Consider the following 15,298-nt stretch of genomic DNA (forward strand, 5'->3'; position numbering starts at 1 on the left):
CGTGACGATCCGATCCCCTCACCTACCGGTCCGGATGGTCAGCCCGTGTCCGCAGACTTCTCCCTCTCGCCCCTGATCGCGGCGACCGCGCACTGGCTCACCCGGGCCTACCCCGCCGACGGAGGCGCCCTGCAGCGCGGCCTGGCCGAGGCTCAGGCCCGCCAGGCTGTCACCGTCGCGGCGTGGCTCTGCTACCCGACCGAGCTCGATGCGCAGCTGGTCGTCCTGACGGGCCCCGGCGGAGCGGAGCGGCTCGACCGGATCGCCGGTACGGAGGCCCAAGTCCGGACCGCCGGCGCCGGCGCCGACACTGAGTGTGAGGGAGAGCACGGGGGAGAGCGGGGCGGCGAGGCCTGGCGCTCGTGGGTGGACGAGGTCGTGGCCAGCTGGGCGGCGTGCCTGCTGAGCCACCCCGACCTGGCCGCCGCGGCGACCCGGGCCCTGGCCGGGACCGATCACGGCAGTGCCGTCCCCCTCGCCTTCCACCGTCTGACCCGGCCGAGGGCGGCCGACCACGAGGCGGCCGCCCTGATGCGGCACCCGGACCTCCTCGCGCCGATAGCCCGGCTTCACCGGCCCCGGCTCCTGGCGCGTCTGGACGCGGAGCCCACCCTGACCGGTTAGTACTCCTCGACCGGCCTCACAGCCGCCGATGGCCAGGTCGGCCAGCTCGCCGACCACGTACCGCAGCCGGCCGACGCGCTGGAGGGCGGCACGCCGGCGGTCCGCCCCGTGCCCTTCCTGTCCGGCCCGTCGAGCAACCGGTCGACCTCCGCCTCGTCCCCCGCCGCCCGTAGCCCTGGCCCGGCCGTCCCGACCAGGGCCTGGGCCGGTACGCGATCCCCGGTGAACGGGTCGAGGGCGAAACCGGCGGCGCCGTACCGTGCCGCGCACCGGTGCGCGGTGGTGTCGAGGTCGGCATTGCTGTCCGTGACCCGGAACTCGATCGTCGGCTGGTGTTCCGACGGGCGCGCGAACCAGTAGATCACCCGCGGTCCATGTACATGGCGTGGCCTCCGCACACGATGCCCAGCCTGCCATCGACGAGGGCGCTGAAATGCCGGGCCATGCGGCGGTAACAGGGCGTGTCCGTCACCGGGATCGGCGCCGTCGGCGGCACGACGGGGGTGCCGGAGGCGACGAGCAGGCAGTGCGAGACGTGCGCCGCGTCGGCGACGGTGGCCCGGAGGCGGCGGAGCCGAGTCCGTAGGTCGGTGGCGTCGGTCGTGGGCCGGGTGCAGGTCTCGATCATGCAGTCGTAGAACTCCGACTGGACCAGTTCGCCCAGTGGGTACGAAGCCGTCTGGATCACCGGCCCGGCGCGCGCCACGGGAGCCCCGGTCAGCCGGTCGACGAGCAGGAACTCCTCCTCGACGCCCATGGTCGACACCACCGGCCCGCCGGTGGCGGCGAGGGTCGGGCCCGGGCCGAGGCCCGGGACGCCGACCGGAAGGCTGCGAGGCTCGGTAGCGATCATATGGCGCATTTACCCCGAAGCGCCTCTGATGCGGCACGTCCGGACCGGAGGGATCGAACCGGCTTGACGCGCGCCCGTTCGGGCAGGCGCAGGGTGTACCCGCCACCGCACGAAGGAGCAGAAGGGTGAACCGTACGGAACGAACCACCGAACCGGAGCCCGAGGGTCCCGGACCCACGCCCTCGCCGGATCCGGTGCCACGGGACCCCCGCCCGGCCGACCCGGGTGCGACACCACCCGAACCGGCGGCCCCGGGCCCCGCTCCGGGCAAGCCCCCGCCGCTACCGGAGCCCCCGGACTGAGCCGCCGGACCGGCCACTGCACACGACGGCAACGGAGGGATGTGAGCGCTGTGCGCATCGCCTTTCTGACGGCGCCCGAGGGCGTCGAGGAGATCGAACTCACCGAACCGTGGAAGGCCGTGCTCGAAGCCGGCTGGAACCCACAGCTGGTGTCCACCAAACCGGGCCGCATTCAGGCCTTCCACCACCTGGACAGGGCGGGCACACATCCCGTCGACCGGGTCCTCTCCAGTCACACGGCCGAGAGTTTCGACGCACTCGTCCTGCCCGGCGGCGTCGCCAACCCCGACGCACTGCGAATGAACCGGCCGGCCGTGGACTTCACCCGCGAATTCATCGCGTCGGCCAAGCCCGTGGCCGCGATCTGCCACGCGCCCTGGCTGCTGGTGGAGGCAGATGCCGTACGCGGCCGGACCCTGACCTCCTGGCCCAGCCTGGCCACCGACATCCGCAACGCGGGCGGCACCTGGGTGGACGAGGCGGTGCAGATCTGCCACGCGCAGCCCGCGACGCTGGTCACCAGTCGCAAACCGGGCGACCTGGACGCGTTCTGTGCGGCTCTCGTCAAGGAGTTCGGCGGCTGACCGCCGTGCCCGCCGCTCCCGCAAGCCAGGGGAGGGGCGGGCACATCCATCACGGAGGCTGATCCGCATCATGAACCGCGCCGCACTCTTCGACGTCGACGGAACGCTCGCCGACACCAACCACCTGCACGTGACGTGCTGGTGGGAGGCGCTGCGACAGGCCGGTCACACAGTGCCCATGCACAGCGTGCACCGCGCACTCGGCCTGCCGGGCGACGACCTGATCACGCAGCTGCTCGGCGATGATCGCGACAAGAGCGAGGACGACAACCTGAGCACCGCGCACGACACCCTTTACGGCACGTACTTCGACCGGCTGCCGAGCTTCGACCGCGCCGCCGACCTGCTGCGCGAACTCGATCGGAGCGGATGGCCCGTCGTGCTCGTCACCTCGGCGAACAGCATGGAGCTGGCGGCCCTGAAGAGGGCGATCGATGCGGACGACGCCCTCACCGCCGCGGCGAGCTCCGACGACGTGAGCGAGGGCAAACCGGCACCCGACCCGGTGCACCACGCCCTCGACCTGGCCGGGGCAGCGGCGAGCCACGCCGTATTCGTCGGCGACAGCGTCTGGGACATGAAAGCCGCCGTACGGGCGGGGGTCACCGGTGTCGGACTGCTCTGCGGCGGCATACCGCGAGCCGACCTCACCGAGGCCGGAGCCCGAGCCGTCTACCGGGACCCGGCCGACCTGCTGGAACACCTCGACAGCAGTCCCTTCGCGCGGTAGACCCGCGCACCTTCACCCCTGGCCGGGAAAGCCGATTCCCGGCGGCCACCCCACCTCGCACCAGACGCGCTTGCCGTCCGCCCCGGACTCGGAACCCCAGCGCCGCGCCAGGCGTTCCACGATCAGCAGCCCATGGCCACCCGGCTGTTCACGCGCGTCCGGCCCGCGGGCCGGCACGCGCACCGGCGGGGCCGGGTTGCCGTCCGTGACCTCGATCCGCAGTCGCTCGGCCGAGCAGTCGAGGACGAGTGCGCGAGGGCCTCCACCGTGCAGACAGGCGTTGGCCACCACCTCCGACACCAGCAGAAGCACGTCCTCGGCGGCCTCACGACCGTTATCCCCCACGCCCGGGAGCCAGTGCCAGGCGATCAGGGCCCGGCGGGTGAAGTCACGGCTGCGCGAGACGACGTCGGTGGTTCCGGACAGCCTCAGGCTCCAGGTCCGGTCCGACGGCCCGTGCCCGCGCTGATCCATGGTGCTCAGGCTCCTCCGCCGCGCGTCGTCCTCAGGGCTTGCCCCACATCGGAGTGGATGGGGAACACCCCGTCCGCACCGGTGATCCGGAACATGCGGGCCACGGGCCCGTGCAGGCCGACCAGTTCCAGAACGGCACCCGCCTCCTGCGCCGCGAGCCGACTGTTCAGCAGTACGTTCAGCCCGGTGGAGTCGCAGAACCCGAGCGCCGCCAGGTCCACCAGGACCCGACGGCCCGGGGTGAGTGCCGCGTCGAGGGCATCCCGCAGGGGCTGCGCCGTGTCGTGGTCCAGTTCTCCAGCGAGCGCGAGGACGACAGCTCCGTCCACGGCCTCCACCGCGACGGTGAAGCGTTCTCTTTCCGCTTCCGGCACCATCCGGCATCACCCTTCCGTCGTGCTCCCCTGCACCTGCCCGGGTTCCAGCGCAATATACCTGTCTGTCCCGTGCGGAAGGCTGAGCGCCTCAAGCCGGATCGGCGTGCGGTTCCTCGGGTTCCTCGGCGAGCAGTCCCTCCCGCAGCCGGCCCAGGATGCGGCCCAGCAGCCGGGAGACATGCATCTGCGACATGCCCAGACGCTCGCCGATCTCGGCCTGGGTCAGCTCCTCACCGAAGCGGAGAGCGAGGATCGTCCGGTCCCGTTCGGTCAGCTCCTCGAGGAGCGGCTTGAGCGATGCCAGGTCCTCGACCGTCTCGAAGCGCGTCTCCTCGGTGCCGAGGCTGCGGGCCAGCGTGCCGGGCGCGTCGTCCGCCTCCGTCACGGGCAGGTCGAGGGAGAGGCTGGTGAACCCATTGGCCGCGACCCGGCCCTCGCAGACCTCCTCCGCGGTGATGCCCAGCCGTTCGGCGAGTTCCTGCGCGCTGGGGGCGTGCCCGAGCTCCTGCTCCAGGGCATCGTTCGCCTTGGCCAGATCGATGCGCAGTTCCTGCAGCCGGCGCGGCACGCGGACGGCCCAGGTGGTGTCACGGAAGTACCGCTTGATCTCGCCCACGATGGTGGGGAGGGCGAAGGACATGAACTCGAACCCGCGCTCCGGGTCGAACCGGTTGATGGCCTTGATCAGGCCGATGGTGCCGACCTGTATGACGTCTTCCCACGGTGCGCTGCAGTGGCGGACGCGGGTGGCCGCGTACTTCACCATGCTCAGGTTCAGCTCGACCAGGGTGTTGCGCACGTACGAGTACTCCGCGGTGCCTTCCTCCAGCGCGTGCAGCCGCCGGAAGAGCGTCACCGACAGGTCGTGGGCGTCCGCCGTACTCACCGACTGCGGGTCGGCGATCTCAGGGATCTCGGGAAGGGCGGCCGGCACTGCGCCCGGCTGTAGCGCGGGGGCGGCCTGGATACTCCGAGTAGTGGGCATGAGGCCTCCTTGGGAGTTCCCTCAAGCCACATACCCCGCTCACCTCAGGTTCAAGCTGTACAGCTCGTGGCCGTACGTCACCCTACGTGACCGACCGCGCCGCCGACCGGCTCCCTCGCCCCGAGGTGGTAGACGGCGAAGGCCCGGTCGATGACCGGCATCGCGACGTTGCGTGCGCGCACCCCGCCCGCTGTCGTTCCGTGCTCCGTGCCCAGGTGGGCGTGGCCGTGGACGGCGAGATCGGCGCCGGCCCCGTCGGCCGCCTCCGCCAGCAGGTAGCTTCCGAGGAAGGGATAGTCCGTGTCGTGCTGGAAGCCCGCCGGCACGCCGTGCGCGAAGGCGGCCACGCGGCCCGGAGGGCGAAGGGCTGTCCGGAGGCCTTCAGGAGTGCGGCCACGCGCTTGGTGGTCTCCAGGATCGCCTGGGTGTGGTCGTGCGGGAGGCTCCCGTCCGGACCGTCGCCCCCGGGAAAGGGGACTCCGGGCGCGGTGGCGAATCCCGACGGAGCGAGAGGATGGTTGCTCACGGTGTGCCTCCGGACGCTATCCGGGATCGCTTTTCTGCCGTCTCGTCATGGGCTGCTGTTTGCCCGGACCGCGCCGTTGAAACCTGCCGGGAGCCGCCGGGTACGCCTTCGCGATCGGCCGTCGTGGCCGGCGGGTGATCTGCCGGCTCGTGCCGCCGGCGGGCCCGCCGGCCGCTCGTCAGGTGATCGGTTCGGGAGCCGGCACCGGCCCGGGCAGGGGGCCGGGCTGCGGATGCGGATCGGGCCCCGGGGCGGGCACGGGCCCCGGCAGCGGACCGGGTGCAGGCCCCGGGCCGGGCCCGGGAGCCGGCGTGGGATTGGGCGGTACGGGGTCGTCGGGACGGGTGTTCACAGGCGTCACCTCGGCTCGTACAGGGGCTGTTCGCTCCTTGCGCGGCTACCCGGCCGGCCCGGGTTGATGCGGACCGGCCAGTACCTCAGCTACCGGGGCGGACGACCACCGCAAACACCTTCACCGGCGCGCTGTGCCGGAAGTGGAGGACGAACGGCACCACGTCGCCCGCCTCCCAGCCGGTCCTCGTCCGTGCCATGACGCTCACGTCGAAGGGGGACATGGCGAGCGTGCCGCCCGCGGATATCCGTACCGATCCCGCCATCTCCATGGTGTCCGCCCCGAGGCCGGAGCTCCGGTGCCGACTCAGCAGTGCCTTCTCGACGTCCGGTGACGTCACCCCCGTCAACCGGTCCTCCGCGCCACCGATGTTGGTGATGTCGAAGAAGGCTGCCGTGTCACGGCTGTTGCCGTACGGGAGGAAGACGCGGCCGTTGCCGGCCGCGATCTGCGGCGGGCTGCCCGCCGCGCCGGACGAGGTCCAGATCGTCAGGCCCGCCAGCGCCAACGCGCAGGCGACCACCGGGACGGCCGCGGCGCGCACCCCCTCGCGCACGCGCCGACCGGTCGGGCGCCACCGGTCCGGGATCTGCTCCGAAGGCGACTGCGTCATCGGCCCGTACCTCCCGTCCGGCTGCTCGTATCCGCCCTGCGCGGGTACGGCGCGGGCTGCCAGGTACGCAAGCGGAGGCTGTTGCCCACCACCATCAGGGAACTCGCCGACATCGCGACGGCCGCGACCATCGGGTTGAGCAACCCCACCGCGGCGAGCGGCACGGTGACGACGTTGTAGCCGAAGGCCCAGACGAGGTTGGCCCGGATCGTGCCGAGGGTCCGCCTCGCCAACCGGACGGCGTCGGCCACCGCCTCGATGTCGCCGCGCACCAGCGTGACGTCCGCCGCGCCGATCGCCACGTCCGTTCCGCTCCCCATGGCGATCCCGAGGTCGGCGCCGGCCAGGGCGCCGGCGTCGTTCACGCCGTCGCCGATCACCGCGACCCGGCGCCCCTGCCCGCGCAGCTCCTTCACCAGCCGCGCCTTGTCCTCCGGCGAACACTGGGCGTGCACCTGTGTGATGCCGAGCGCGGCCGCGACACGCGCCGCGGTGGCCCGGCGGTCGCCGGTGGCCAGTACCGGCTCCACTCCCAGGCGCCGCAACCGGTCGACGGCGTGGTAGCTGCCCGGGCGCAGGACGTCCCCGAGGGAGATCAGAGCCTGGTCGGCGCCGTCCACCCGTACCAGGACGGGCGTGTGCGCGATCGCCTCCGCCTCGGCCAGCGCCCGGTCCAGGGCCGGGTGGAGGTCGGCGCCGGCGGCGCGGACCTCCACGCGGTGCCCCTCCACCACCCCGGTCACACCGATACCCGCGGTGGCCAGGAACCCGCTCACCTCGCCCGGCGGCCGATGGCGCACCTCCTGCCGGGAGTACGCGACCACGGCCCGGCCCAGCGGGTGCTCGGAACCCTGTTCCACCGCCGCGGCCAGCCACAGGGCCCGCTCCCGGCCGATCCCGTCGGGCACCGGCGTCACGCGCGCGACGGTCATCCGGCCGGTCGTCAGCGTGCCGGTCTTGTCCAGGACCACGGTGTCGACATGGCGCAGCGTCTCCAGCGCCCGAGGGCCGCTGACCAGCAGACCGAGCTGCGCGCCCCGGCCCGTGGCCGCCAGCAGGGCGGTGGGAGTCGCCAACCCCAGGGCGCAGGGACAGGCCACGACGAGCACGGCCACGCAGGCCGTGACGGCTGCCTGCGGATCGGCCCCGGCACCGAGCCAGAAGCCGAGAACGGTGGCGGCCAGGGCCAGCACCACCGGGACGAAGACACCGGCCACCGTGTCCGCCAGGCGCTGGGCCCTGGCCTTTCCGGCCTGGGCCTCGGTGACCATGCGGGTGATGCGGGCGAGTCGGGTGTCCGCGCCGACCTCGGTGGCCCGGACGACCAGCAGGCCGCCCGCGTTGACGGCACCGCCGACCACGGCCCGACCGGGACCCACCTCGACGGGTTCGCTCTCGCCGGTGACCAGGGAGAGGTCGAGGGCCGAACCGCCGGAGGTCACCACCCCGTCCGTCGCGACCCGCTCGCCCGGCCGGACGATGAACTCCTGCCCCACCCGTAACTGCTCCATCGGGAGGAGCCGCTCGTGGCCGTCCTCCCACAGGGTCACGTCCTTGGCCGCCAGCCCGGCGAGCGAGCGCAGTGCCTCACCCGTGCCGCGCCGGGCCCGGGATTCGAGGAAACGTCCGGTCAGGACGAACAGCGGAACACCGACGGCCGCCTCCAGGTAGATGTGTGCCACGTCCCCGCCCACCGAGGGCAGCAGGCTGAACGGCATCCGCATCCCCGGATCACCCGCCCCGCCCAGGAACAGCGCGTACGCCGACCAGGAGAAGGAGGCGACGACGCCCAGCGACACCAGGGTGTCCATCGTCGCCGCCGCGTGCCGCAGCCCCCGCAGGGCCCGGGAATGGAACGACCACGCGCCCCAGACGGCGACCGGCGCGGCCAGGACGAAGCACAGCCACTGCCAGTTGCGGAACTGCAGGGCGGGCACCATCGACAGGACCAGAACGGGAACGGAGAGCAGAGCGGTGATCAGCAGCCGCTGCGCCTCCTCCCGGCCGGGGGAACCGCCCTCGGCCGGTGGCGTCCTGTCCTCCGCCGGGCGGGGAGGTGCGGGCAGCTCGGCTGTGCAGCCCGCCTTCTCGACCGCGGCGACGAGGTCCTGCGTGGTCACCTCCGGCGGATGGCTCACCCGGGCCCGCCCGGTGGCCAGATTGACCGTGGCGCGGACGCCCTCGATCCTGGCCAGCCGCTTCTCCACCCGGTTCACGCAAGCCGCACAGGTCATCCCGCCGATGATGAGATCGGTGCTCACCGCCACCGCCACCGCCTCCGCCTCTGCTCCCGCCTCCGTCCGCTCGGCCGTCATCGCGTACCGCCGGTGTCCGTACCGCCCGCGCCACCGCTGTGTCCGTGCGGCCGGCCCGGGTCCCCGTCGAACACCGGGCTGTCGATCTCGCCGGACCGCATGCCGGGGGCCACCGGTCCGGCGGAGGCGCCCACTCCGTACGCCGCGGCGAACATGCATATGAGGAGTGCCAGGAAGCCGACGAGAGCCGGGGGCGGAGCCCACTGCTTCAGCGTGGTGATCGCCGGGGTCGGGTACTGGGGCCGGTCCGTCATCGTCACTCCGGATTCTTGTACTCGGTTCCAGACGGACGAGGTGCCGATCATGCTGTGCTGGAGCCGGGACGGCACTCCGTCCGGTGAGGTAGTCGGGCTGAGGCGGGAGGAAGTTCCCGTGACTTCCGGTTCGGTGCCGTCGAGGTCACAGGGTTGGGCCCTTATGGACCTCTTGCTCCGTATGTCACTCTGGCCGGGCGCATCGGCTCACCCGCCTGCCGCATCCCCCGGCCGATCGACCGACACGGACAACGCCCATGCCCCTGCCGTTCCCGTACCGAGCCGTCCCCGGCGTGCTCGCCGGTGCCGTGACCGCCCTGCTGGTGGCGTGCTCGCCCTCGGTCGCCGCCGGTCCGGTGGTGCCCGCCTCCTCCGCGGCCTCCACGCCCGCGCGGGCGGTCACCCCCGCCGCCGCCCCCACCCCGACCCCCGCCCCCGCTTCCGCGCCCGTGGAATCGACGCTGTCCATACCCTCCGCGGGTGTCTCAGGGTTGCGCGTGCTGCCGTACGAGGGCACCACCGACGACGTCCCGGGGACACGCATCCAGGACCTCGGCGTCGCGGCCAGCCCGTACGGGAAGCGGGGCGGAGTGGGGCCCGGTCAGGTGGGCAACTTCCTGATCACCGCGCACCGCCTGTCGGCCGGCGGCCGGCTGGGCGACCTGCCCTCCGTGAAGCCGGGCGACACGGTCACCGTGACCGTGGGCGAGGTGGTGTACACGTACGAGATCACCGCCACCCGAAAGACGTCCTTCCGGTCGGAGAGCTCGCTGAGCGAACAGCGCGCCGCGGTGCCCGGAGCCCCGGGTGCGGCCCCCACCCAGGCCATGATCACCATCTCGACCTGCGCGACGCCGGAGGACCACGCCGAGGGCAACTACTGGAGCGACGACCAGGGCAACCCCGAGCACCGCATCGACAAGATAGGCGTCCTGCGCAAGACCTCCCCTACGGGGTGAGCCGGCGGTGCGCCGCGCGAGCGTTGCTGAGGCGCGCGACAACGGTGCCCGTGCCCGCCGCCGCCAGGAGACAGGCGAGGCGTACGAGGTCGTAAGGGGCGTCCCAGGTGAGCTGGCCGATGGGCGCGCTCGCATAGGCGTTCAGGACGAGCCAGCCGAGCAGTGCCGTTCCCGGGGCGGCGGTGAGGCGGGCGCCGGTGCTCACCACCGCCACGGCGAGGGAGAGCGCCAGGAGGTCGACCAGAGGGTCGCCGGGGCCGTCCAGGAAGTTGAGCACGGCGACCAGGGCGACGGCCGCGACGGCCGCGGCGGCCCAGACCGAGCCGGTCGCCGCGGGGGTGGGCACGGGACGCGAGCCCGAGCTGATCCGTTTCCACTCGAGCATGCGATGCCTCCTTCGCGCGGTGGCCCCGCCGTTGGGGCCTTCCGAGATGATGCACCACCGGCCGGGCGCCTTCCTCGCCGTCGCCACCGGCACCGCCGAGCCGCCCGCCCGGGCCCACGGCCCCGACCGCGTGCCGAGTGTCCTCGGCCGGGCCGCCGACGCCTTCGTCGCGTGTCATCCCGCCAACTCTCCCCGACAGTACGGGCGCTGAGCCGCCGGCCGGCAGATCGCCCCGGCCTTCGGGCCGCGGTCGCCGGCGGGCGCGCCACGGGAGGGACGTGCCGGGGGATACTGGCCGCATGCGTCAGACGCCGCCGCCCGCAGCCGTCCCCGAGCCGATAACGGCCGACCCGCCGCACACGGCGGACCGGCCCCTGCTCACCCAGTCCTGGCTCGACCTCGCCTTCCTGCACTGGGCCGCCGACCCCGCCGACGTCGCCCCGCTGCTGCCGCCCGGTACCGTGCCGGACACCCTGGACGGGGTCACGTACGTCGGCCTGGTGGCCTTCCGCATGCACAGGGTCGGCTGGTTCCGCCTGCCCGGCGTTCCGTACCTGGGCTCCTTCCCGGAGACCAACGTCCGTCTCTACTCGGTCGATGCCGACGGCCGCCGTGCCGTGGTCTTCCGCTCGCTGGACGCCTCCCGGCTGATCCCGGTGGCCGTCGGCCGGACGGCCTTCCGACTGCCGTACGTCTGGTCCCGGATGACGGTCCGTCACGAGGGCGACACGGTCACGTACGCCAGCAGCCGCCGCTGGCCCGGCCCGCGCGGCGCGCACAGCCGGATCGCCGTCCGGGTCGGCGAGCCCGTCGCGGAGCCGACCGACCTGGAACACTTCGTGACCGCTCGCTGGGGCATGCACACGGAGTTCCGCGGGCGAGCGGTGTACCTCCCGAACACGCACCCCCGTTGGCCGCTGCACCGGGCCGAACTGCTCGACTGCGACGAGAACCTGGTGGCCGCAGGGGGCCTGCCCGCCCCGGCCGGGCCGCCGGCGAGCGTGCTCTACTCGCCGGGGGTCCCCGTACGGTTCGGCCGGCCGGAGCTCGGACGGCCCTGAGCGCCCGGCCCACCGCATGATCGATCCGAGGAACCGGACGGCTTCCTTCTTCCTCTCTCAGGGCGTACGGACGGGACATCGGCGTAGGCGAAGGAGACGCGCATGAGCGGCACCACGGGCAGGGAGGCGGAGGGCGTACGCCCGAAGGGGATCGAGGCGGCGTGGAGGCTCACGCTCGCCGCCGTCGCCGCGACCGCCGTGGACTGGGTGCTGGGTGCGTTCGTGATCGAGCCCACCGGCCTGGGTGAACTGACGGCCCACTCCGGAGCGGACGCCGCCGCCCGTCAGCTCGCTCTGTCGGGCGGCGTCCTGCTCGTCGTCCTGGCCGGCTGGCTGGCCGTTGCGGTCAGGATGAGGGCCGGCCGCGGCTGGGCCCGTACGGTCCTCGGTGTCGCGGGCGGCGGCGGTCTGCTGTTCCTGGCCACCGACCTCGGCATGAGCGGGACGCAGCCCGGCATCGGCCCGGCCCTGGCCGCCCTCCCGGAGCTGCTCGCCGCGGCCGCCGTGGTCCCGATGTTCCTGCCCGAGGCGCGCGCCCACTTCCGGGCCCGCCCGCACACGGTCTGACCCGTCGCCGGGCGGCTACACCGCCGCGCGGGGCTCGCTGTCGTCGGGCGTGTCGTTTCTCACGTCGCCGGCTCTCATTTCACCGGCTCGCACCTCGCCGGTGGGCACCGTCGGCTGCGTGCTCAGCGGGCCGGCCAGATAGGCCAGCAGGCCGGCGATCTCGTGGCCGGCCTCCGCCGGGTGCCGGAAGCGGGCGCCGGGCGCGACCACGTAGCGGTTGCGCCGGCCGTCCCGGGTCCTGGTCAGGTACCCGTCCGCCTGCAGGTCGGTGACGATCGCCTGCACGGTGCGCTCGGTGAGACCGCAGTCCACCGCGATGTCACGCAGGCGGATGCCCGGGTCGCGCGCGATGGCGATCAGTACCCGGGCGTGGTTCGTCAGGAAGGTCCAGCCGTTGCGGCGGTGACCCGTGTGCTCGCTCTCCACACCGTCATTCTTGAGGGATGACTCACGAAAAGCAATTCCAGAACCGGTTTTCCGGTATTACTTGACGTCTGTCCTCGACCCCGACAAGGTGCAGGGAAGCGGAGGCAGACTTCCGCACGACCCGAGCTATCGAGACGCACCGCAAGCACACGTGCCCAAGGAGCGAAGACGATGACCTTCACGGCCACGGCCGAGGCCATGACCCCGACGACAACCCCGACGACGACCACCACCACCGGTGGAACAGCAGGTGCCGCAGACGCCCCCGGACCGGGCGGCCTGCCGGACGTGCCCTGCCCACGGGAGCTGTCGACCCACGATGCCCGGGAGCTGACGCGTGTCTTCTTCGAACGGCTGCACAGCCTCGAAGAGGGCACCCGCGAGTACCAGTACGTGCGCAACACGCTCATCGAGATGAACATCTCCCTGGTGCAGTTCGCCGCCCGCCCGTTCCGTGACCGCCCCGGCGGACCCGAGAACGAGGACATCATCCAGGTCGGCATCATCGGCCTGATCAAGGCCATCGACCGCTACGACCCCGAGCGGAACACGCAGCTCACCACACTCGCCCTGCCGTACATCACGGGCGAGATCAAGCGGCACTTCCGTGACACCACCTGGGCCGTACGGGTTCCGCGCCGCCTTCAGGAGCTGCGCCTGGAACTCGCCAAGGCCACGGAGGAGCTGACCGCCGAGACGGACCGCGCGCCGACCCCCGCGGAGCTCGCCGAGCGACTGGACCTCACCGAGGACGAGGTCCGCCAGGGTCTGGTCGCGGCCAACGGCTACACCACCCAGTCCCTCGACGTGCCCCAGGACAACGCGGCCGGCGCCACCCAGGCGGCCACGGCCGCAGGGGCCTCGCGCAGCCTCGCCGAGACCATGGGCGACATCGACCCCGCCCTGGAGGCGGTCGAGGACCGGCAGGCGCTCGCGCCCCTGCTCGCCGACCTGGACGAGCGCTGCACCCACATCCTGGAGCTGCGCTTCGGCCAGGAGATGACCCAGGCGGAGATCGGCGAGGAGATCGGCCTCTCCCAGATGCAGGTGTCCCGCCTGCTCACCCGCACCCTGGGCACCCTGCGCGCGGAGCTGCTCCAGGACTGACCCGGGGGCGGGCGTCCCGGTCGACCGACCCGGTGAGGCCCTGCCGGTCGGGCCGGTTCAGGCCCGCCCGGGCCGGCCCGACCGCAGCCGATCGGCATCGAACTCGGCCCAGACGACCTTGCCCTGCGCGATGGTCTCGGCGCCCCAGCGGTCGGCGAGCCTGCGGACGAGCAGCAGGCCGTACCCGCCCGGAGTACCCGGAGTGCGCAGCCGCGGTGTCCCGGGCGCCAGCCGCCGCAGGTCGCCGTGGCCGTCGTACACCTCGACGCGGAAGGCCTCCCCGCCGCGGAGCAGGAGCTCGTGGCAGCCGTCGGCATGCAGATTGGCGTTGGTGAGGAGTTCGGACACGACCAGGAGCGCGTCCTCGGACGTGGTCCGACCGTCCCACCCCCAGTCCTCCAGCGCCTCGCGGGCGAAGGCGCGCCCCCGCGCGATCTGCCGGCGGGCGCCGCGCAGGGCGAGCCGTCGGCGCTGGGGGAACGTCGGCCCCCGCGCTTCGTCCGATGCGCGCTCGCCGGTGTCGGCTCCGATGGTCCGCACTACGCCCTCACCTCGTCCTCGGCTCTGATGTCCCGCTATGTCGTGGTGCGCTTGTACCCACGCTCGCGCAGCGGACGCCCCCACCGTCACCCCCATCCCCGCTCTCCCGGACCCTTACGTTCCCGAGACCCATCTCAGAGGAGTCATGGACAACCTTCTGCGACTGCCGGCCGTCCTGGGCGGCTCGATCGTGCTCACCCTCGTCGTGAGCCGGCTCACCGACCTGCTGCTGCGGCGCGCGGCCGCCCGTCATCCCGAGACGCCACTGTGGGACATGCTGCGGCGCTGCCGTACCTCGGTCCGGGTGCTGCTCTTCACCGCGGTGCTGCGCGGGGTGTACCGGCAGATCGAGTGGCAGCCACTGCGCGATCACGAGGCGGCCGTGGGCCGGATCCTGACGCTCGTACTGATCGGGGCGGGCGCGTGGTGCGTCGTCCTCGTCAGCTCCGCCGTGGTCGAGTCCTCGTACGCCCGCTACGCGCTCGGCACGCGCGACCCCTCCCGCCTGCGCAGGGTCCGTACCCAGGTGACGCTGATCATGAGGATCGTCACCGCCGTGGTCGTCGTGGTGGCCGCCGCCGCGATGCTGCTGACCTTCCCCGACCTGCGTGCCGTCGGCACTTCACTGCTGGCCTCGGCGGGCATCATCGGCATCGTCGCCGGCGTCGCCGCCCAGTCCACCCTGGGCAACCTCTTCGCGGGCTTCCAGATCGCCTTCGGCGACATGGTGCGCATCGGCGACACGGTCGTCGTCGCCGGTGAGTGGGGCGTGGTCGAGGAGGTCACCCTCACCTTCCTGGCCGTGCGCACCTGGGACGAGCGCCGGATCACCATGCCCGTCTCCTACTTCACCGGGCGGCCGTTCGAGAACTGGTCGCGCGGCGGGATCCAGATGACCGGCACGGTGTTCCTGCACTGCGACCACACCGCCCCCGTGGCGCTGATGCGCGAAAAGCTCAAGGAGGTCCTGGACGGCTGCGAGGCGTGGGACGGCCGCGGGTGGGACCTGTCCGTCACCGACACGACCGCCTCCACCATCGTGGTGCGGGCCATCGTCACGGCGAAGGACCCCGACGACCTGTGGACGGCGCGCTGCACGGTGCGCGAGGAGCTGGTCACCTGGCTGGCGGAGAAGCACCCCTACGCCCTGCCGCGGGTCTCCACCTCCCCGGCCGTCGATCCCCCGGCGTACGCGGACGGTGTTTCGAAACGGGCGCCCGGGTCAGACGCGTGAGGGAGCAGCCAGTCCGAGGACATGCGCAAG

General features: G+C 72.8%; 20 protein-coding genes and 1 pseudogene. 9 read left to right on the plus strand and 12 right to left on the minus strand.

Going from position 1 to position 15,298, the window contains the following annotated elements:
- Positions 1–45 precede the first annotated feature (45 nt).
- Positions 46–624, plus strand: a complete 579-nt coding sequence (locus OG373_RS38530) for a hypothetical protein (RefSeq protein ID WP_405443486.1) — start codon at positions 46–48, stop codon at positions 622–624.
- Here the strand turns inward: OG373_RS38530 and OG373_RS38535 are convergent.
- Both OG373_RS38535 and OG373_RS38540 read right to left on the minus strand, forming a co-directional pair.
- The gene (locus OG373_RS38535; protein WP_405443487.1) at positions 621–989 is read right to left on the minus strand and encodes a hypothetical protein; all 369 of its coding nucleotides are present in this window, start codon (positions 987–989) and stop codon (positions 621–623) included. The genes OG373_RS38530 and OG373_RS38535 overlap by 4 nt on opposite strands.
- Positions 986–1,477, minus strand: coding sequence for a glutamate-cysteine ligase family protein (locus OG373_RS38540; RefSeq protein WP_405443489.1), 492 nt, complete (start codon positions 1,475–1,477; stop codon positions 986–988). The genes OG373_RS38535 and OG373_RS38540 overlap by 4 nt, the downstream gene beginning before the upstream one ends.
- A gap of 352 nt (positions 1,478–1,829) precedes the next feature.
- On the opposite strand from OG373_RS38540, the gene OG373_RS38545 reads away from it, so the two are divergent.
- Together OG373_RS38545 and OG373_RS38550 are read left to right on the plus strand one after the other, a co-directional pair.
- Positions 1,830–2,363 carry a type 1 glutamine amidotransferase domain-containing protein gene (locus OG373_RS38545; RefSeq protein WP_397732031.1) on the plus strand — a complete coding sequence of 178 codons (534 nt, stop codon included), beginning with the start codon at positions 1,830–1,832 and terminating at the stop codon, positions 2,361–2,363.
- Between the two features lie 70 nt (positions 2,364–2,433).
- Positions 2,434–3,093, plus strand: coding sequence for an HAD family hydrolase (locus OG373_RS38550; RefSeq protein WP_405443491.1), 660 nt, complete (start codon positions 2,434–2,436; stop codon positions 3,091–3,093).
- A gap of 12 nt (positions 3,094–3,105) precedes the next feature.
- Here OG373_RS38550 and OG373_RS38555 read toward each other — a convergent pair whose 3' ends face one another.
- The 7 genes and pseudogenes from OG373_RS38555 to OG373_RS38585 form a co-directional block, all read right to left on the minus strand.
- Positions 3,106–3,567, minus strand: a complete 462-nt coding sequence (locus OG373_RS38555) for an ATP-binding protein (protein WP_405443492.1) — start codon at positions 3,565–3,567, stop codon at positions 3,106–3,108.
- Between the two features lie 5 nt (positions 3,568–3,572).
- Positions 3,573–3,944, minus strand: coding sequence for an STAS domain-containing protein (locus OG373_RS38560; protein WP_405443494.1), 372 nt, complete (start codon positions 3,942–3,944; stop codon positions 3,573–3,575).
- A gap of 88 nt (positions 3,945–4,032) precedes the next feature.
- The gene (locus OG373_RS38565) at positions 4,033–4,929 is read right to left on the minus strand and encodes a SigB/SigF/SigG family RNA polymerase sigma factor (RefSeq protein WP_405443495.1); all 897 of its coding nucleotides are present in this window, start codon (positions 4,927–4,929) and stop codon (positions 4,033–4,035) included.
- Between the two features lie 77 nt (positions 4,930–5,006).
- Positions 5,007–5,225: pseudogene (locus OG373_RS38570) on the minus strand (metallophosphoesterase); the annotation flags it as partial.
- A 667-nt stretch (positions 5,226–5,892) separates the two neighbouring features.
- Entirely contained in the window at positions 5,893–6,420 is a 528-nt protein-coding gene (locus OG373_RS38575; protein ID WP_405443497.1) for a copper chaperone PCu(A)C, read from the minus strand.
- On the minus strand, positions 6,417–8,735 hold the full coding sequence (locus tag OG373_RS38580; protein ID WP_405443499.1) for a heavy metal translocating P-type ATPase: 2,319 nt from the start codon (positions 8,733–8,735) through the stop codon (positions 6,417–6,419). The genes OG373_RS38575 and OG373_RS38580 overlap by 4 nt, the downstream gene beginning before the upstream one ends.
- The gene (locus tag OG373_RS38585) at positions 8,732–8,989 is read right to left on the minus strand and encodes a hypothetical protein (protein WP_405443501.1); all 258 of its coding nucleotides are present in this window, start codon (positions 8,987–8,989) and stop codon (positions 8,732–8,734) included. Before OG373_RS38585 ends, OG373_RS38580 begins: the two co-directional genes overlap by 4 nt.
- A gap of 257 nt (positions 8,990–9,246) precedes the next feature.
- On the opposite strand from OG373_RS38585, the gene OG373_RS38590 reads away from it, so the two are divergent.
- Positions 9,247–9,948, plus strand: coding sequence for a sortase domain-bontaining protein (locus OG373_RS38590; RefSeq protein ID WP_405443502.1), 702 nt, complete (start codon positions 9,247–9,249; stop codon positions 9,946–9,948).
- Here the strand turns inward: OG373_RS38590 and OG373_RS38595 are convergent.
- Positions 9,938–10,333: a hypothetical protein gene (locus OG373_RS38595; protein ID WP_405443503.1), complete on the minus strand. Its 396-nt coding sequence runs from the start codon at positions 10,331–10,333 to the stop codon at positions 9,938–9,940. The two genes, OG373_RS38590 and OG373_RS38595, sit on opposite strands and share 11 nt — an antisense overlap.
- A 46-nt stretch (positions 10,334–10,379) precedes the next feature.
- Here OG373_RS38595 and OG373_RS38600 point away from each other — a divergent pair, with 46 nt between their 5' ends.
- The 3 genes from OG373_RS38600 (at position 10,380) to OG373_RS38610 (ending at position 11,961) form a co-directional block, all read left to right on the plus strand.
- The gene (locus OG373_RS38600; RefSeq protein ID WP_405443505.1) at positions 10,380–10,544 is read left to right on the plus strand and encodes a hypothetical protein; all 165 of its coding nucleotides are present in this window, start codon (positions 10,380–10,382) and stop codon (positions 10,542–10,544) included.
- Between the two features lie 88 nt (positions 10,545–10,632).
- A complete protein-coding gene (locus OG373_RS38605; RefSeq protein WP_405443506.1) occupies positions 10,633–11,394 on the plus strand; it encodes a YqjF family protein in 762 nt (253 codons plus the stop codon).
- Positions 11,395–11,496: 102 nt separating this feature from the next.
- Positions 11,497–11,961, plus strand: a complete 465-nt coding sequence (locus OG373_RS38610; protein ID WP_405443507.1) for a hypothetical protein — start codon at positions 11,497–11,499, stop codon at positions 11,959–11,961.
- 15 nt (positions 11,962–11,976) lie between these two features.
- On the opposite strand, the gene OG373_RS38615 is transcribed toward OG373_RS38610, so the two are convergent.
- The gene (locus OG373_RS38615) at positions 11,977–12,387 is read right to left on the minus strand and encodes a helix-turn-helix transcriptional regulator (RefSeq protein ID WP_405443508.1); all 411 of its coding nucleotides are present in this window, start codon (positions 12,385–12,387) and stop codon (positions 11,977–11,979) included.
- 171 nt (positions 12,388–12,558) lie between these two features.
- On the opposite strand from OG373_RS38615, the gene OG373_RS38620 reads away from it, so the two are divergent.
- Entirely contained in the window at positions 12,559–13,494 is a 936-nt protein-coding gene (locus tag OG373_RS38620; protein WP_405443509.1) for a SigB/SigF/SigG family RNA polymerase sigma factor, read from the plus strand.
- A 57-nt stretch (positions 13,495–13,551) separates the two neighbouring features.
- Here the strand turns inward: OG373_RS38620 and OG373_RS38625 are convergent, their stop codons facing one another.
- A complete protein-coding gene (locus tag OG373_RS38625; protein WP_405443510.1) occupies positions 13,552–14,034 on the minus strand; it encodes an ATP-binding protein in 483 nt (160 codons plus the stop codon).
- A gap of 145 nt (positions 14,035–14,179) precedes the next feature.
- On the opposite strand from OG373_RS38625, the gene OG373_RS38630 reads away from it, so the two are divergent.
- The gene (locus OG373_RS38630; protein WP_405443512.1) at positions 14,180–15,268 is read left to right on the plus strand and encodes a mechanosensitive ion channel family protein; all 1,089 of its coding nucleotides are present in this window, start codon (positions 14,180–14,182) and stop codon (positions 15,266–15,268) included.
- Positions 15,269–15,298: the final 30 nt, after the last annotated feature.

The organism is Streptomyces avidinii, assembly GCF_045161815.1.
GTDB lineage: Bacteria > Actinomycetota > Actinomycetes > Streptomycetales > Streptomycetaceae > Streptomyces > Streptomyces avidinii.

Excerpts from the sequence above, each read along its gene's own strand:
- OG373_RS38540 (WP_405443489.1), bottom strand. The coding sequence starts at position 1,477 with ATGATCGCTACCGAGCCTCGCAGCCTTCCGGTCGGCGTCCCGGGCCTC.
- OG373_RS38550 (WP_405443491.1), top strand. The coding sequence starts at position 2,434 with ATGAACCGCGCCGCACTCTTCGACGTCGACGGAACGCTCGCCGACACC.
- OG373_RS38555 (WP_405443492.1), bottom strand. The coding sequence starts at position 3,567 with ATGGATCAGCGCGGGCACGGGCCGTCGGACCGGACCTGGAGCCTGAGG.
- OG373_RS38560 (WP_405443494.1), bottom strand. The coding sequence starts at position 3,944 with ATGGTGCCGGAAGCGGAAAGAGAACGCTTCACCGTCGCGGTGGAGGCC.
- OG373_RS38565 (WP_405443495.1), bottom strand. The coding sequence starts at position 4,929 with ATGCCCACTACTCGGAGTATCCAGGCCGCCCCCGCGCTACAGCCGGGC.
- OG373_RS38575 (WP_405443497.1), bottom strand. The coding sequence starts at position 6,420 with ATGACGCAGTCGCCTTCGGAGCAGATCCCGGACCGGTGGCGCCCGACC.
- OG373_RS38580 (WP_405443499.1), bottom strand. The coding sequence starts at position 8,735 with ATGACGGCCGAGCGGACGGAGGCGGGAGCAGAGGCGGAGGCGGTGGCG.
- OG373_RS38585 (WP_405443501.1), bottom strand. The coding sequence starts at position 8,989 with ATGACGGACCGGCCCCAGTACCCGACCCCGGCGATCACCACGCTGAAG.
- OG373_RS38590 (WP_405443502.1), top strand. The coding sequence starts at position 9,247 with ATGCCCCTGCCGTTCCCGTACCGAGCCGTCCCCGGCGTGCTCGCCGGT.
- OG373_RS38595 (WP_405443503.1), bottom strand. The coding sequence starts at position 10,333 with ATGCTCGAGTGGAAACGGATCAGCTCGGGCTCGCGTCCCGTGCCCACC.
- OG373_RS38600 (WP_405443505.1), top strand. The coding sequence starts at position 10,380 with ATGATGCACCACCGGCCGGGCGCCTTCCTCGCCGTCGCCACCGGCACC.
- OG373_RS38605 (WP_405443506.1), top strand. The coding sequence starts at position 10,633 with ATGCGTCAGACGCCGCCGCCCGCAGCCGTCCCCGAGCCGATAACGGCC.
- OG373_RS38610 (WP_405443507.1), top strand. The coding sequence starts at position 11,497 with ATGAGCGGCACCACGGGCAGGGAGGCGGAGGGCGTACGCCCGAAGGGG.
- OG373_RS38620 (WP_405443509.1), top strand. The coding sequence starts at position 12,559 with ATGACCTTCACGGCCACGGCCGAGGCCATGACCCCGACGACAACCCCG.
- OG373_RS38630 (WP_405443512.1), top strand. The coding sequence starts at position 14,180 with ATGGACAACCTTCTGCGACTGCCGGCCGTCCTGGGCGGCTCGATCGTG.